The sequence below is a fragment of the Bifidobacterium sp. M0399 genome (assembly GCF_016100595.1).
Lineage (GTDB): Bacteria > Actinomycetota > Actinomycetes > Actinomycetales > Bifidobacteriaceae > Bombiscardovia > Bombiscardovia polysaccharolytica.
The window spans coordinates 43900-59735 of the sequence record NZ_JACFSD010000004.1; the positions used below are offsets into that span (position 1 = coordinate 43900).

The following is a 15836-nucleotide window of genomic DNA, read 5'->3' on the forward strand; positions in this document are numbered from 1 at the left end:
ACCGGAATGCTGGTCCAGGGTTGCAACGTGGTAGGACACCTGGGCATCGGCTTTATGCAGATCAACCGGACCGGCACCCCGCTCTTCTTCTCGGCCCGCCCGGCAGCCTAACCGGCGCCCAGGAGGACCAGCTCCGGCAGGCGTTGGCCATGGCCGCGACCGGTGGCGCCCAGGCTATTCCGTCGGACTGTCTAGTCAACGACTGCCATGAGATCTGGACTTACAATGCCGGCACCCGCCGATATTCCTGGTATCAGCCGGCTGGCCTGGAGCTCTCGGACATGCCCAATCGCTACGACGGGTATCTTTCCGCCGTTTTAGAAGTAGATGACGGCCGTGCTCGGTTGGGATGGGCACAGCCGCCAGTTCGCCGGATTGCAGTGATGGGAATCCGACCTTACTCGTGCGAAGTACAGTGGGGGATATTCGATAACGCCATTTACAGAGCCTCCCAAGAACTCTACCGACTGACTCCCCAGCAGCCGGTGCAGCTAATTCGTTTCCGCGTCTTTGTACAGTGATACAACCTTATCATCGCGCAATGACTATGGCAGCCTGATCCAGTGTCGGCGGAACTCATGGTTGACAGGTTAAGTAAACAGCGGCCAGGCCGGCTGCGGGTTTCTGCCCACGGCTGGCCCAGCCGTGTTTCCCTCCCCTTCCAGGCGGGGCGGGGCGTTCATGCCTGCCTTGAACTCCAGCAGGCGGAAGTGTGGTGGGGGCGCGGGAGGGAGTGTCGGCTCACTTGGGGTTGAGCCTTGACTGACACCGGCCTCCCTGCCCCCTTTTGTGGGCCGGGGGCGGGGGGATTGATCCGCCCGCGGCTCGTCTTACTCGTGTGTAGTGTGCGACAGCAGGCGTGTTTCTCTCTGGTGGCGTCGGGATGCCAGGACCCCGCCCATGCTGGTCATGCCGGTGGCCAGGGCGAGCAGGATGCCTTCCCCGCCTGCCTTTGGGAGCACGCCTGCAGCCAGGTATGTGTATTTGAGGGAGGTGTCCGGCTGTTGGGCTGCGCCGCCTATCGTGTAGTCCACGCTGACGGTGACCGTGCCCGGCATGTGCGCGGGCGTAGTCACGGTCACGCTGCCGCCAACGCCGGGCTTCAGTTCTGATACGGGGGTCTGGTCGAATCTGACGCCGGTGATCGCAAGCTGCAGGTTGAACACCGGCGGCACAGGAACATTCGTGTCAATGGTGTTGTTGTTGCCGAGCTGGCCATAGTAGTTGTATCCCCATGCGTAGGCGTTCCCATCGCTACCCATGGCCAGCGAATAATGGTATCCACCGCTGACCTGTACGACTTTCAGCCCTTTGTTTGTATCAGTGGGGCTGGCGGGGTCGCGCACGCGCACAGGAACAGCCGAATCCGTTGTGCTGTTATTGCCGAGCTGGCCATCATTTCCGTTCCATCCCCATGCGTAGGCGTATCCGTCGCTGCCTACGGCCAGCGAATGATTGCCTCCGGCGCTGACCTGCACGTAGGTGAAATCCGTCGGCGCACCTACAGGTATGCGCACCCTGACCGGCGTATTCTGCTCGGTGGTCGTCCCGTCGCCGAGCTGGCCATAGTAGTTGCTTCCCCATGCGTAGGCGTTTCCGTCGCTGCCCAGGGCCAGAGTATGACTGCCTCCGGCGCTAACTAGTACGTAGGCGAAGTCCGCTGGTTTTCCCACTATGTTCGGCGTTTTCCGGTTGTTGTAGGTCCCGTCGCCGAGCTGGCCAGAGTTGTTGTATCCCCATGCGTAGGCGTTTCCGTCGCTGCCCAGGGCCAGCGAATGAGTGCTTCCGGTGCTGACCTGTATGTAGGTGAAATCCGGAGGCGTGTTTGCAGGCTTGCTCACCATTACCGGCGTAGTCCGCTTATCGGTCGTCCCGTCGCCGAGCTGGCCATAGTAGTTGCTTCCCCATGCGTAGGCGTTTCCGTCGCTGTCCACCGCCAGGGAAAAGCTGCTGTCTAGTGATCCGCTGACCTGGCTGAACCTGATGCCTCGGCTGGCGCTGTCTGGCGGGGTGATGGTGGTGGGGTCGCCGCCCGCCTGGCTGCCCTGGCTGGGGCTGATGCTCCACGTGTTGTTCCGGCTTGCGGGCGTCCACTTCGCGGTCAAGGTCATGTTGTTGGTGACGGGCCTGCTGAAGTCGTAGGCGACCTGTCCGGTGAACCATCCGTCGAACAGAAAGCCTTCGCGCACCGGGTCGGGGGAAGGCCGCTTCACCCTCCCATACGGGGTGGTGAAATTCTGGTCTGCTGGTTCGGGGCTTCCTCCGCCCGTGTCGAAGTGGACCGTGAGCGTGGCTCTTGGTTCGATGTCTCGTGTCAGCGGCTGGTCGACCGTGTAGTTGAGGCTTCTGGTGAAGGGCTGGCCGTCCTGCCTGCCGGTGATGAGGATGGCGGCTGGCCCAGGATTGCGGGCGGGTATGTCCGCCTGCCATGAGTCGTTGCTCCTGGTGAGTTTGAGCGGTTGGCCATCCATGCTGGCTGATTCCAGTGTGGGCGCGGTGCCGGTGTCGAGTCTTGCTGGCTTGTCTGGATTGCCTTGATGGTCCGGGCTCCACGTGAACATGCTGCCTTGCCGGTCGATGGCGGTGATCCTGTTGCCGACCTTGGCGGCCTGCATGTACTGCTGGCTCCCGTCGTCCGCCCGGATGGGTGTTTCGCCGGGCTTCCAAGCCCATATACGGCCGTCCTTGTCGGTGATCATGGCCTGGTCCTTGTTGGCTGTGATCTGGCTAGCCTTGGCGCCGTCCGGTAGGCCGACTGAGGTCATGCTGGCTGTGCTGTTGGACAGGTACCAGGCCTGCCCGTCCGTGTCCATGAGGAGGAACCCTCGGCTGAGGGCTTGGGCTTGGACGGTGCGCATGCCCGGGTCCTGCTTGACGCGTGCGGGCTTGGCGTTTCCGGTATTGGCCGTGTCCCAGGTCCAGGCCTGCCTGTCAGCGTCCACGATGAGGATCCGGCTGCCGGAGGCGACAGCGGTGACGGCCTGCGCATTTCCAGGCAGGCTGGTTGCGGCCTGCTGTATAAGTTGTGGATTCTGATTCTGGCTGCCGGCCTGTATGGCTTGGAAAGTGTGGGCCTGTCCCTGCCGGTCCACGGTCAGGAGCCGGTCGTCGTTGATGCTGATGCTGGTGAACCTGGTGTCCTGGCCGGTGTCGAGGATCGTGGGCATCGACTGCTGGCTGGTCCGGGTGTAGATCCGCTGGTCGGATCCGAGGGCCGCCTGCCAATGGTTGCCGGCTGCAACCTGCAGGTAGCGGAACCCTTCGGCAGCCTGGGCGGGGGCGGGAACCTGCTTGGGCGTGCTGTCCTGCGTCCAGGCGTGGATGCGGCCGTCGCCGGTCAGACCGATAAACTGGTTTCCTGCGGCTTGGATGCTGGCGAATTGAGGCTCCTGCCTGTCGGGTGGGCTGATGGTCAGTCGCGCGCCGGAGGCGGGCCCGTGGTCGGGGCTCAGCGTCCAGTCCGTGGTCTTCGACCACTGGGCTTTCAGGGTCGTGTCCTGGAGGATGGGGGTCTGGAAGTCATAGGGCAAGCCGTCATGAGTCCACCCGTCGAACCGGAAATCGGGACGTTGGGGGTTCTGTTGCGGGGCAACGGCGAGGGTGCCGGTCTTCACGGTCGCTTGTGTTGGCTTGCTGCCGTTGGCCGGGTCGAAACGCACCATGTGCGAAGCCTGATTATCAGCATGGGATGGCTTGGCGGGAGCTGATGCTGGGCTGTCGGGCGTGCCCGTCGGCGATGACGGGGTGTTTGGACTTGGTGAGGGGTTTAATGACGTGGTGGCTTGTATTGGCGAGGGTGAAGAAAGTGGGGTGTCTGTTGCGCTGCTGGGGGAGCGTGGCGGGGTTTTGCTCAGCTATTGAGGGGTCTGGTGACCCCCTACCCCCGCTAAGCAAAGGAGCGTCCGCTTGGGCGGATGCGATACCCAGGCTTGCCAGCAGGCCCAGCAGGACGACCATCATGGCCATGATGCGACGCAGCCGGGAAACCAGATGCATGAAACCAAACCCCCTCACCGACACTAAGCGGTATCAACGCCGCCTGTCTATGTAAAATTCTTCTTGCCGGAAAGCTCTTCTGCCTGTCAACGCCCGCCCTGCATCAGATTGGAGGAACCATGGCGGAAGCCGACCGTCTTCTCGACATCCCCTGTTTTCACCCTACCACCCCTGCACACAAACAACACAAACAAGGTCACGTGAGAGGGCAGGCGGATACAACAAGACCCCGCCTCCTGCTATTCGCAAGAGAACGGGGCCCACATCCTTAAACCGTCAGGTTGGAATCAGCCGGTGTTCTGCAGGCCGGCGGCGACTCCCGAAACGGTGCAGAGGATCAGGTAGATGAAGTCGGCCTGTTGGCTCTTGCTGAGCTCCTCCTTGTCGTTGCGACGACGCAGGGCCCGCAGGGCGCGCACCTGGGTCACCGACAGGGCATCCACATACGGAGAGCGGATCCGGATGGCCTGGCCCAGCACGTGGCGGTGCTGCAGGGGCCACTCGTCGCCCACGATCTGCAGAACCCACTTGCGGGTCAGCTCCATCTCCGAGAGGACCTTCTGGCTCAGGTCGTCCCGGTCTCCCAGGGAGAGGTACATCTTGGCGATGCGCTCGTCGGTCTTGGCCAGGCTCATCTCGATGTTGTCGATGAAGGTGCTGAAGAGCGGCCATTCCTCGTAGGCCTGACGCAGGGTCTCCAGGTCGCCGAACTTCTCGCAGGCGGTGCCCAGGCCGTACCAGGCGGCCAGGTTGATGCGGGCCTGCGCCCAGGAGAAGACCCAGGGTATGGTCCGCAGATCGTCCAGGGACTTGGCGCCCAGGCCGCGTTTGGCCGGCCGGGAGCCGATGGGCAGCAGGCCAATCTCGTTCAGGGGCGTCACGATGGAGAACCAGGGGGCGAAGTCCGGCGTGTGCAGCAGGTCCAGGAAGCGCTCGTGGGCGGCCTGGTCCAGCTTGTCGGCCATGTCCGCGTACTTCTCGGTCATGGTGGTGTTGCGCTCCTCCACGCTGGGCGCGGACTGGAGCAGGGTGGCCGCAGCCACGGACTCGATGTGGCGGATGGCCAGGACCGGGTTGCCGTAGCGGGCGAAGATGACCTCGCCCTGTTCGGTCAGCTTGAACCGGCAGTTGACCGAGCCCACAGGCTGGGCCAGCACGGCCCGGTTGGCAGGGCCGCCGCCACGGCCTACGGCGCCGCCGCGTCCGTGGAAGAGGGTCAGGTCGATGTCATGGCTCTCGGCCCACTTGGCGATGCGCTCCTGGGCGGAGTGCAGGGCCAGGGTCGCCGAGACAGGGCCTGCGTCCTTGGAGGAGTCGGAGTAGCCCAGCATGACCTCCATCTTGTTGCCGGTCTCCTTGAGTCGGGCCTGGACCTCGGGGATCTTGATGATCTCCTCAAGCACGTCCACCGAATTCTGCAGGTCCTCCAGCTGTTCGAACAGAGGGATCACGTCGATGACCGGCACGTCCTCGGCATGCTCGAAGGCCAGCCGGTTGAGCTCGTAGACGTCCTTGACGTTCTGCGCCGACTTGGTGAAGGAGATGATGTAGCGGCGGGCGGCCTTCTGGCCGTTGCGCTTCTGGATGGCTCCCAGGGCCCGGAAGGTGTCGAGCACCTCGTGGGTCATGGGCTGCAGCTCGCCGCGCTCGCCGTGCAGGCCATGCTCGCGTATGTCTTCCAGGGCGCGGGCGTGGACCAGGGAGTGCTGGCGGAACTCCATCTCCACCATGTGGAAGCCGAAGGTCTGGGCCTGCCAGATCAGATCCTGCAGAGGGCCGTAGGCCTGACGGACCGCGCCCGCCTTGGCCAGGGAGTCCTGGACCACGCGCAGGTCGGCGATGAAGTCGTCGCAGTCGGCATACATGAGGTCGGCGTCACGCTGGATGGTGGCCTGCAGACGATCGGCGATGACCAGAACCACGGCCCTGTGAAGCTCGTTATGCGAGATGGTGGTGGCCCGGTCGGTCAGGCGCTCGCTCATCTCCTTCTGGTGGCTCCACAGGCTCCTCAGCTCGGAGCTGGGAGGGGTGGTGGTCACCTCCATGGTCATATTGCGGCCCACGGTGGTGGTGGCCTTGACCAGTGCCTCAAGCATGTGGTCGGAGAACTTGCGCGCCACCTTGCGAGAGACCTTGGCGGTCACGTTGGGGTTGCCGTCGCGGTCGGAACCGATCCAGCTGCCCGGGTGGAAGAAGGCAGGGCAGACGGGCTTGACCATGCCGGCCTTCTTGCCCAGCATCCAGTCGTCGAAGCGGCGGTAGACCTTGGGAATGGTCTCGAAGAGCGTGGCGTCGAAGATGTCCAAAATAGTGTTGGCCTCTTCGACGGGCGTCGGCTTCTTGGCTGCGATGGGCGAAGTGCGGAAGAGGGCGTCGATCTCGTTGTGCAGCAGACGCTCATTCTCCTCCAGCTCGGAACCGCCCAGGCCGCGGCGAACGGCCAGCAGGTTGGCGATGCGCCGGATCTTGCCCTCCACGGCCTTGCGCCGCGCCTCGGTGGGGTGGGCGGTGAAGACGGGGTGGAACTCCAGCTTCTCCAGCAGCTCCGAGGCCTTGGCCGGGCCCATCTCCTGAAGGAGCTGGCTGTAGGCGCTGGTCATCTCGTTGATGGGGTCGGTGCCCTTGACCTTCAGGTCCACCTTGCCCTCGCGCTCATGCAGGACCTTCACCCGGTAGTTCTCCTCGCAGAGGTTGGCCAGATGGAAGTAGGTGGTCAAAGCGCGGGCCAGCAACTGGGAATCCTTGACTGAGGTGTCGTCGATCAGGGCTACGGCCTTGGACAGGCCGTCCTCGTCAGGCACGGGGTCCGAGGGGTGGCGGTTGAAGTGCTCGGCGCTGGCCGTCATCACGTCCTCGCGCAGGGAGTCGAAGCGCTTGAGCAGCTGTTGATCGAATTCCCCCAACACATCCCTGAGCAACCGCAGGCACAAGGCCATGTCCTCATCCAACGATTGAGGCAGCTTGCGTTCCTCCGGCCCCTTGGTCCCGGTGCCGGATGTGACCAGGGTCGCATCGGCAGCCGTGATTTGCTGATTACTATCTGTCATCAGTCCTCCTTGTCGAATCGCAGGTTGCCCGGTCTTCGGCCATTCCACGGCTCCTCCGCGGTTATTGGTGGTCGGCGTTGCAGGCCCACAGCCTTCGGTTCGATGGCTCGCGGCCCATTCTAGGACGCTTTCAGGTCGAATACGTTTCATGGTCCCATGCGGCGGTGCAAGCTCACGTGACCCGGGTGGAGTATGAATGTGGGTGTGAAATTCAAGAGCAGGAGTTCCAAGGACAGCTATCGCGGCAGGGCCGCAGCCGAGGTCAGACGGGTGAGCAAGTACCACACCCACTCCATTCCGCTGGATATGGAGGATATTGAACGCGACTACGACAAGCCTATCGTCGAGGCCTGCATCGCGGCCAAGACCAGCCTGATTGTGCGGGTGGGCATGCTGGAGCTGGGGGCTGGAACGGGAAGCTTCCGCGTGCGCGAGATGATGCACAGGATTGCCTACCCCATGGGCGTGCATGTGCGAGCCGACGTGAACCTGACCGACATCGAGGCCACCTGCACGGATGGCGTGTCTCGGATCACCGAGGTGGTGGACCTGCCCACCACCGGGGTCAACACCGAGCGGATCTGGCTCCTGGAGCACTTCGCGGACTGGCTCAGCGTCAAGTGCGGGCAGGCGGGGACCTACCACGCCATGTCGGTGGTCTCCAGGGAGCTGGTGGACAACTTGGACGAGCCGAACGTCTACGCAGCGGCCCGCAAGGCGGTCAAGGAGGTGCTGGCCCAGGACCAGGATGCGGCCAAGGTGTTCAAGGATGCGGTGGCCACCGCCGTGCACAACGAGGACGAGATCAGCCAGAACCGGATCGATGCGGCGGCCATAGACACCAGGACGGCCGCCGGTCTGGGCACCGTAGGCTCCACGCCTCGGCCGGAGGCCACGCCGACCGCCGCAGCCTTGGAGGATTCCGAAGATTCCAAAGCTGCTTCTGTTTCTGCTGCCTACGCGATTGAGAATTCAGATTCGAGTGCCGCTGGTTGCGCAGCCATTGGATCATCTGCAACCAGCCAAGGGCGCGACTCCGCGTCTGAGCAGCCTGGGTCTGGACGGCCTGCGTCAGCCCAAGGCCAAGCACATGAAAAGGCCAAGTCTTCCGAGGGTGCGGCACCCTCCGAACAGCCGGTGTCTTCCGACGGGTCCGCATTGTTCAGAGAGGCAACAGACTCCGCAAAGGCTGCATTTTCCGATGAGCCTGCCTCCTCTGACAAATCAGCGTCCCCAAAGCCGCAGGCAAGGGGTGGCATCACGGTCCGGCAGGCGCATGAGCGTCTGGACCTGATCGAGCGACGCAAGCCCCTCTACTCGCCCCTCTTCTCGGGCTTCGCTTCGGCCGTGGCCTGCGCAGCCTTCGTCTTCCTGCTGGGCGGCGGTCCCTATGACATGGCTGGAGCTTTTGTCGGCGCTGGCATAGGCCAGTGGGTGCGTCGACAGATGCTGGGCAGGCGGATCAACCAGTTCTTCGCTACCGGGGTGGCGGTCATCATCGCCGCCCTGGCCTGCGTCGGCACGCTGAGGCTGGTGGGTATCTTCGATCCAGTGGCCCTCAGGCACGACACGGCTTACATCGGCGCTATTCTCTTCGTCATTCCCGGCTTCCCCCTGGTCACCGGCGGCCTGGACATCGCCAAGCTGGACTTTCCCTCGGGGGTGCAGCGCATCACCTACGCCTTCTCGATCATCCTGGTGGCCACACTGGGAGGCTGGGCCGTGGCGCGGATGGTCATGCTCAACCCCCAGGGCTTTGAACCGATGAACCTGAGTCCCCTGCTGATGGCCGGACTGCGCATGATTGCAGCATTCTGCGGGGTCTGGGGCTTCTCGGTCCTCTTCAACTCACCCCAGCGCATGGCCTTGGTGGCCGCCGTCATCGGCGCTCTGACCGACACCATGCGCCTGGAGATGCAGGACCTGCTTCATGTCCCTCCGGAGATGGCCGCTTTTCTGGGTGCCTTCCTGGCCGGCATGCTGGCTACGGTCTGGCGCTCCTCGGTCCGTCACGGCCTGCTGCCGCCTCACCTGGGCTATCCAAGAATCAGCCTGACCGTGCCATCCATCGTCATCATGGTGCCTGGCCTGTATATGTACCGGGCCATGTTCTATCTGGGGCAGTTCAATACGCTCAACGCCTTGGACTGGGCCTTCCGGGCCTTCATGGTCATCATCTGCCTGCCCATCGGCCTGGTCACGGCCCGGGTGCTGACCGACCGCTCCTGGCGGTACGACGTCTAGTAGCGCATGCCCATGGCCGAGCGGACCTGATCAAGGGTTTCCTCGGCTATCTGGTTGGCCCGCTTGTTGCCCTCGACCAGGATGTCGCGCACGGTGTCCATGTCCTTGGCCAGCTCGGCACGGCGCTCGCGGTGGGGTGCCAGGAATTCGTTGACGGACTTGGTCACGTAGGCCTTGAGGGCGCCTGAGCCGGCATCGCCGATCTCTTCGGCGATCTCCTCGGGCTTCCGGTCGGTCACCAGGCCGGCCGTGGTCAGCAGGGCCGAGACCTGGGGGCGGTTCACAGGGTCGAACGTGATCTTTCGCTCGGAGTCGGTGGGTGACTTGCGGATCAGCTTGGCCGTCTCCTCTGCGGTGGCGCCCAGCATGATGGAGTTGCCATAGGACTTGCTCATCTTGCGTCCATCAAGACCAGGAATCTCAGGGGTGTCAGACAGGATGGCATCAGGCTCGGGGAAGACCGGCGCCTGGCCGGGGTAGCGCTCGTCGAAGCGACGGGCGATGGTCCGGGTCAGCTCCACGTGCGGCAGGTTGTCCTTGCCGATGGGGACCACGTTGGCCTTGCAGAAGAGTATGTCACAGGCCTGGTGGACCGGGTAGGTCAGCAGCAGGCCGGTAAGAGCGTGGCCGCTGGCCTCCATCTCGGCCTTGACGGTGGGGTTGCGGTGGAGCTCCGCCTCGGTCACCAGCGAGAGGAAGGGCAGCAGCAGCTGGTTCTCTGCAGGGGTGGACGAATGGGTGAAGATCATGGTCTTCTTGGGGTCGATGCCCGCAGCCAGATAGTCAAGCACCAGGTTGAGCACGTTGTCGCGGATGTGCTCGGTGGTGTCCCGGTCGGTGATGACCTGGTAGTCGGCGATGACGATGTTGGTGTGCACGCCGCGATTCTGCATCTGGACACGTTCGCGGATGGAGCCGAAATAATGGCCCAGGTGAAGCCTGCCGGTCGGGCGGTCGCCGGTCAGCATGGTGTAGCGGCTAGGATTCTTGTCCAGTTCGGCCAGCACCTGGTCGGACCGATGCTTGGCAGCTCTGAAGCTGTCGCTGATCTCGTTGCCTGCCGCTGTGACTTCTTCCTGCATGGTCCCACCCTCGTCGTCGTGCCGAATGTCCTTCTGGGAATTGCTTTTATGGTAAAAGTCCGAGCCGACAAGATGCGTAGGTGGTACTCTCATAAATGATGCAAATTCACATTCAAGTTGCCTAAGTGCACGTTACCTGGCGAAGGGGGTCGGATGGGCCGCGGACGTCAGAAGGCTAAGCAGACGAAAATAGCCCGGAAGCTCAAATATCTGACAACGGACACGGATTACGACGAGCTGGCCAAAGAGCTCAGCAGCAAGGAACCCGGAACCAGGGGCAAAGATCCCTTCAAAATGGTTGAAGAGGAATACTCCAAACCGGATTCGCGCAAATCGGGGGGCCAGGACCCCGAGGATTCCCCGGACGATGATCTGAGTGATTATGCCCGGTGGGCCGCCGAGGCTGCTGCCAAGGCCACCTCTGGGGAGATGCCGGCTACGCCCAAGCCGCACAAGCGCATACCCATCCCCGTGCCAAGCGCGCTCAAACACCATAAAGATAAGAAGACCGCAGCAAAGGGGTCGTCGAGCAAGTAGCCGGCCGCAGAGGTGGCCGACTATTGGTTATACCAGTGGCAGTAGCTCGTGCAGATCGTCGCGCTCGCCCACGGCGCTGATATGCCCGGCGGCGGCTTCTTCACTCCAGCTGGTGATGCCAGCGGCCAGCCGCAACCAGACATCCGGGTCCAGTTCGATTACGTCAGGCGGAGTCAGGTTATGCGGGTCGGACGCAGGCCCGTCCAAAATCTTGATGGCTCCCCAGGGGGCTACCCTGACCTCTACGCCGGGACCAGGGGCCTTGATCTCCAGCATATGCAGGGAATAGCGGACGGCCATGGCCTTGCTGCGCCTATCGGTTTGCGGGGCCACTGTCAGGCGGTTGCCCTCCGGGCCTAAATTGCCTGCAGCCTCCTTGGCCGCATCGCGCCAGGCCAGAAAATCCCGGCGGCCTTCTTCCATGTCTGCTTCCCGTATGGCACTCATGGCTCCATTGTGACGCGCCGCCCCAACAGGCGTGTCCGGTAGGCTGCGATCAAGCCAAAATCAGGCATGAAAAAAGGAACCCGTTGCCCTCACGTTCTTGACGCTGGGTCGGATTCCTTCCCGACCGGAACGGTCAGGCCTGTGCGCCCGCTTGCAGAGGGGCCTCGGGATCTTCAGACCCCTTGTCCTCCTCATCCTTGGCCAGGCCCAGGTCGACTGGCGATGAGCTGTTCTCCCAAGGCTCCTCCCAGGGATCGTAATCCGGGTTCTGCTGCTTGTATACGAACAGAGCGACAACGCCGGCCAGCAGCGTGCCGAAGAGCAGTGCAAAGAACTTCCAGCCGTTTGAAGATGAATTCTCCATGTTTGGCTCCTTTCGACGACTTTCGTCGGTCCTGCCCACTTCGACCGACCTAGTCAACATCCTAGTAGAAAGCGGTGAACTGTGGGGCACATCGGTGCCGTTGCGGCACGGAAACCGCACACCCCGGGCCGGACGGTCAGGTAAGGTATGGTTCATGGTCAATGGCACTGGCACCAGTTTCGCAGGCGGAGGGAATGGTCGGGGGCCGCTGGGATGGATCCGGCGGCACTGGGGCGACCAGGCTCCGGTGGTGACCGTGGCCATCACCCTGATCTGCATAGTGGCCTGGGTCATCCAGATGGTCCTGTATTTGCTGGCTCCGCTTCGCTACCAGCGGCTTTTGCTGGGCTACTGGGCCTTCGTGCCGATTACCGCCATTCATGAGCCCTGGATGTTTGTGACCAACATATTTCTGCACGCCACCAATGTCTCGCATATCCTCTTCAACATGATCACCCTGTGGGTTGTGGGGCCGGTGCTGGAAAATCTGATAGGGCATGGGCGTTTCCTGGCGCTCTATATGATCAGCGGGCTGGGCGGAGACCTGGGGCTGATGGTCTATGCGGTCCTGGCGCCCAATGGCTGGGGCACGTCGGCCATCGGGGCCTCAGGCGCGCTCTTCGGACTTTTTGCCGCCATCCTGGTGGTCTATCGTCGTTTGGGGATTGACATCGTTTCCATGGTGGTCTGGATGGCCATCAACTTCTGCATGCCCCTGTTCGTGCCCGGCATTGCCTGGCAGGACCATGTGGGCGGTTTCATAGTCGGCGGCCTCTTCATGCTGGCCCTGCTGCACATGGGCCGGCCCGGCTCGCGCGTGCATGGCCTACTCTCCTGGTTGCTGCCCATGCTGATCTTCCTGGTGGTCCTGGTCCTGCTGGCTCTGGGTTGCAACATGTTCAACCCCATGCGCTGACAATCAGCAGCTGTCTGCTGCTTTACACCTTCCGTGATAGATAAATGACATGGATGTCACCTATCCACATTTGTTGACAATCGTGTGGATAACCTGGGAATAAGTAACCAGAACTGGTGCATATATATCGGCAAAAAGTGGATAAGTAAACACAGAACCCAATCAGCAGTAGGGTTGTGGACAGGTGTCTTAAGCTGTCCACGATAAATTCGGGCGATTGTGGATAACTTTGGTTTGAGTCTCGAAACAGTGGATGAAATAGGTGGAGCCGGGAAATTGAATCCACACATGCCTGACGCTCTGGGATGGATGGATATGCAAAGAACCCCACATCCGTGCCTGGGCGGTTGCAGGGTTCCTGAAGAGTAAAGCAGCTGGATCAGTGCCACCACATGGTCATGAGGAAGCCGACCAGCAGGATGCCGAAGCCTACGGCCAGGTTCCAGTTGCCGATGCCGGGGATTGGGAAGACATTGCCCCTGGTGGAAGCGATGTAGTAGACCACGATCCAAATCAGGCCCACTACCATCAGCGTGACGAAGAGAGGCACAAACCAGCGCGGATTGGCCTTGGTGCTTTTGATGGTGTCTTCCACGCGGCGGGTGTTCTCTTCTTGACGCTGCACGATGCGGCGCATCTGCGGAGTCATGTGCTTTTTGTCAACGCTCTCGTTGAGCACGGCCTCCACCTTGTCCATGGACAGGCCATACTCCTCGTCCTCTGCATCCTCGCCAGCGCCAGCGGTCTTGTTCTCGGCCTCGGCCTGGGTCTTCTTGGCCTCGTCCACCGCCTCGTCCTCGTCATCATGGAGTTGATGCTCTGCCATGAGGTTATTCTCCTTCATTAGATCTACTAAGCCATAGTAGCGGTTAGACTCGAACGTAATACTATCGCAGACGAGGATGAGGGTATGCCTATGACCAGACGGACGGGACGGCACGGAGCACGCAGGTCCCTGGTCGGCACATTGTCCGTGGCTGTGGTGCTGGCCCTGGTCGGGTACATGCTGACCACCAACATCCGTGTCAACAGGACGGTCACGGTCACCTCGGATACGGCCGGGCTGGTGGAAGAGCGCGAGAACAAGGCTGCGGAGCTGCGCAAGGACATCAATGACATGAGCTCGCAGATCAACGCTCTGAAGACCATCACCGACGACGACAAAGGCAACTCGGACCAGGCCCGTGAGGACCCCGGTTCGGGCACGGTGCTCAAGGCCGTCCAAGGGCCGGGACTGACGGTAACCCTCGATGATTCCCCGCTCTGGAAGCAGAAGGTGGGGTCCGACGGATCGACGGCCAACATCAATGATTACGTCATCCACCAGCAGGATGTGGAGAGTGTGGTCAACGCGCTCTGGGCCGGGGGAGCCGAGTCCATGAGAATCCAGGACCAGCGTGTCCTGCCCACCACGGCCGTGCGATGCGTGGGCAATGTGCTGCTGCTGCACGGTCGAAAGTACTCGCCGCCATATAAAATTTCGGCCATAGGACCAGTCGATCGGATGACCAAGTCCCTGAATGCTTCGCCATCCATCCAGATTTACAAGGAGTACGTGAATACGGTAGGTCTGGGATGGAATGTCGAATCTTCGGGCAATCTGAGATTCCCTGAGACGACGGCTGTCCTGCAGCCACTCCAGTATGCATCTCTAGATGAGAAGGCACGGTAAATGACGACAGAAGACTCGGAGAATGACTGGATGTCGGTTGATAAACCTGCCGATAAGCCACGAAAGTGGCCGGTTGGGATAGCAGAAATCGTGGGGGAGCTGCTGATGACGCTGGCCGTCATCTGTGCCCTCTACGTGGTTTGGCAGCTTTGGTGGACCGGTGTGCAGTCCGAGCATCAGCAGTTGGAGACCCGTGCCTCGACCGCTTGGAGCGACCCGGGATCGGGAGATACCCGAAAGGTGGCCAAGCCTCAGAGCGGAATGCCGCCGGTACAGCCCGAACACGCCTCAGAGGGCGATCTGATGGCCCAGATCTACATTCCTCGTTTTGGACAGCATTGGGAACGCAACGTGGTTCAGGGCACGTCGCCCAGGGATCTGGCCTACGCGGGACTGGGACACTACTCCAATACGCAGATGCCGGGCGAGCTGGGCAACATGGCTATTGCCGGACACCGCGCCGGCTATGGTGAGCCGCTGGGCCATGTGGACCAGCTGCGTGTGGGCGATGCCATCGTCCTGCGCACCAAGGATTACTGGTACGTCTACCACTACACCCGCTACAAGATCGTGGCTGCCAACGAGGTCAGCGTCATCGCCCCCAACCCTTATTCGCCCAACGAGGCTCCAGATCGGCGCATGATTACACTGACCACCTGTGAGCCCAAGTACACCACGGCCACCCACCGCTGGATCAGCTGGGGCGAATTCGGCTACTGGGCCAAGGTATCCGACGGGGTGCCTAAGGAACTGCTTGGCGACCGAGGCAGCAAGGTGGCCTTTGCAGACGACAAGGGCTCGGTCATAGCCAGGGTGGGTTCCCTGCAACCGGTCTTCCTGGTTTTGGTAGCAGCCTATCTGATCATCTACCTGGCGGCCCTGGTCGCATGGCGTTACCCCTTGCTGCGGCAGATTCGCAAGGGCGAGAAGCCACAGCCGATGATCAGCCTCTACGGCTGGCTGCTGCGGCACCAGTCCGGCATAGCTCCGATTCGCTGGCTTCTGCTGATTCTGTTCCTGCTGGCTCTGACCTGTGCCTTGATGGAATGGGGCTTCCCATGGCTGGCCAGCAACGTGCCCTGGCTCAGACAGATATCCAACTACTCCGCTTTCTGATCTAGGCGGCGTGGAAAAGCGGCGGGGCCGCAGGATCCAGTGTGATTCTGCGACCCCGCCGCTTATTGATAGTCATGTCTTGCCGACTGTCAGAAGTAATTGCCAAAGGCAAAGGCAGAGGCAAAGGTCTTGTCTACGTCTCTCCAGCGGCCATGGTCCTGATGACGCAGTGCTGCAAGTCAATGCGGGTTTGTCGCAATCTGGCGACGCGACTTGGCAAGCGGCCAGTCCGGCAGTTATGGATCAACCGTTACGGATTGGCTGATGGGTCCTGGCGGTTAACGCTTGGAGCTCTGGTCTGTCAGCAGAAGTCATGACTGATGTTTGTGGCCGAAAGTCTCGGTTCTCACCCTAATGACGCGGACTAATAGCCATCGCTCTAATTCATCCCGTATTCACTCTGCCTGGCTCTTTA

At 61.8% G+C, this 15836-nt stretch carries 13 protein-coding genes; 6 read left to right on the forward strand and 7 right to left on the reverse strand.

Going from position 1 to position 15836, the window contains the following annotated elements; translation table 11 throughout:
• Positions 1–149 precede the first annotated feature (149 nt).
• Positions 150–521 carry a hypothetical protein gene (locus H3V09_RS08420; RefSeq protein ID WP_198191652.1) on the forward strand — a complete coding sequence of 124 codons (372 nt, stop codon included), beginning with the start codon at positions 150–152 and terminating at the stop codon, positions 519–521.
• Between the two features lie 309 nt (positions 522–830).
• Here H3V09_RS08420 and H3V09_RS08425 read toward each other — a convergent pair whose 3' ends face one another.
• The 3 genes from H3V09_RS08425 to H3V09_RS08435 all read right to left on the reverse strand — a co-directional run bounded on the left by H3V09_RS08425 (position 831) and on the right by H3V09_RS08435 (position 7043).
• The gene (locus tag H3V09_RS08425) at positions 831–3662 is read right to left on the reverse strand and encodes an InlB B-repeat-containing protein (protein ID WP_198191653.1); all 2832 of its coding nucleotides are present in this window, start codon (positions 3660–3662) and stop codon (positions 831–833) included.
• Positions 3663–3678: 16 nt separating this feature from the next.
• Positions 3679–3996, reverse strand: a complete 318-nt coding sequence (locus H3V09_RS08430; protein WP_198191698.1) for a hypothetical protein — start codon at positions 3994–3996, stop codon at positions 3679–3681.
• Between the two features lie 287 nt (positions 3997–4283).
• On the reverse strand, positions 4284–7043 hold the full coding sequence (locus H3V09_RS08435) for a phosphoenolpyruvate carboxylase (protein WP_198191654.1): 2760 nt from the start codon (positions 7041–7043) through the stop codon (positions 4284–4286).
• Between the two features lie 306 nt (positions 7044–7349).
• Here H3V09_RS08435 and H3V09_RS08440 point away from each other — a divergent pair, with 306 nt between their 5' ends.
• Positions 7350–9287 carry a threonine/serine ThrE exporter family protein gene (locus H3V09_RS08440; protein WP_415873517.1) on the forward strand — a complete coding sequence of 646 codons (1938 nt, stop codon included), beginning with the start codon at positions 7350–7352 and terminating at the stop codon, positions 9285–9287.
• On the opposite strand, the gene trpS is transcribed toward H3V09_RS08440, so the two are convergent.
• Complete coding sequence (gene trpS / locus H3V09_RS08445) at positions 9284–10369, reverse strand: tryptophan--tRNA ligase (RefSeq protein ID WP_198191656.1); 1086 nt, start codon at positions 10367–10369, stop codon at positions 9284–9286. The genes H3V09_RS08440 and trpS overlap by 4 nt on opposite strands.
• Before the next feature lie 153 nt (positions 10370–10522).
• On the opposite strand from trpS, the gene H3V09_RS08450 reads away from it, so the two are divergent.
• Positions 10523–10906 (forward strand): DUF3073 domain-containing protein, encoded by a 384-nt coding sequence (locus tag H3V09_RS08450; RefSeq protein WP_198191657.1) that lies wholly within the window; start codon positions 10523–10525, stop codon positions 10904–10906.
• A gap of 27 nt (positions 10907–10933) precedes the next feature.
• Here H3V09_RS08450 and H3V09_RS08455 read toward each other — a convergent pair whose 3' ends face one another.
• The gene (locus H3V09_RS08455) at positions 10934–11353 is read right to left on the reverse strand and encodes a sterol carrier family protein (RefSeq protein ID WP_121913226.1); all 420 of its coding nucleotides are present in this window, start codon (positions 11351–11353) and stop codon (positions 10934–10936) included.
• A gap of 133 nt (positions 11354–11486) precedes the next feature.
• The gene (locus tag H3V09_RS08460; RefSeq protein ID WP_046322139.1) at positions 11487–11717 is read right to left on the reverse strand and encodes a hypothetical protein; all 231 of its coding nucleotides are present in this window, start codon (positions 11715–11717) and stop codon (positions 11487–11489) included.
• Positions 11718–11871: 154 nt separating this feature from the next.
• On the opposite strand from H3V09_RS08460, the gene H3V09_RS08465 reads away from it, so the two are divergent.
• Positions 11872–12633 (forward strand): rhomboid family intramembrane serine protease, encoded by a 762-nt coding sequence (locus H3V09_RS08465; protein ID WP_198191658.1) that lies wholly within the window; start codon positions 11872–11874, stop codon positions 12631–12633.
• A gap of 379 nt (positions 12634–13012) precedes the next feature.
• Here the strand turns inward: H3V09_RS08465 and crgA are convergent, their stop codons facing one another.
• Positions 13013–13459, reverse strand: coding sequence for a cell division protein CrgA (gene crgA, locus H3V09_RS08470; protein ID WP_046322141.1), 447 nt, complete (start codon positions 13457–13459; stop codon positions 13013–13015).
• A gap of 90 nt (positions 13460–13549) precedes the next feature.
• On the opposite strand from crgA, the gene H3V09_RS08475 reads away from it, so the two are divergent.
• Positions 13550–14305 (forward strand): DUF881 domain-containing protein, encoded by a 756-nt coding sequence (locus tag H3V09_RS08475; RefSeq protein ID WP_046322142.1) that lies wholly within the window; start codon positions 13550–13552, stop codon positions 14303–14305.
• Positions 14306–15421 (forward strand): class E sortase, encoded by a 1116-nt coding sequence (locus H3V09_RS08480; RefSeq protein ID WP_198191659.1) that lies wholly within the window; start codon positions 14306–14308, stop codon positions 15419–15421.
• The last annotated feature ends 415 nt before the right edge of the window (positions 15422–15836 follow it).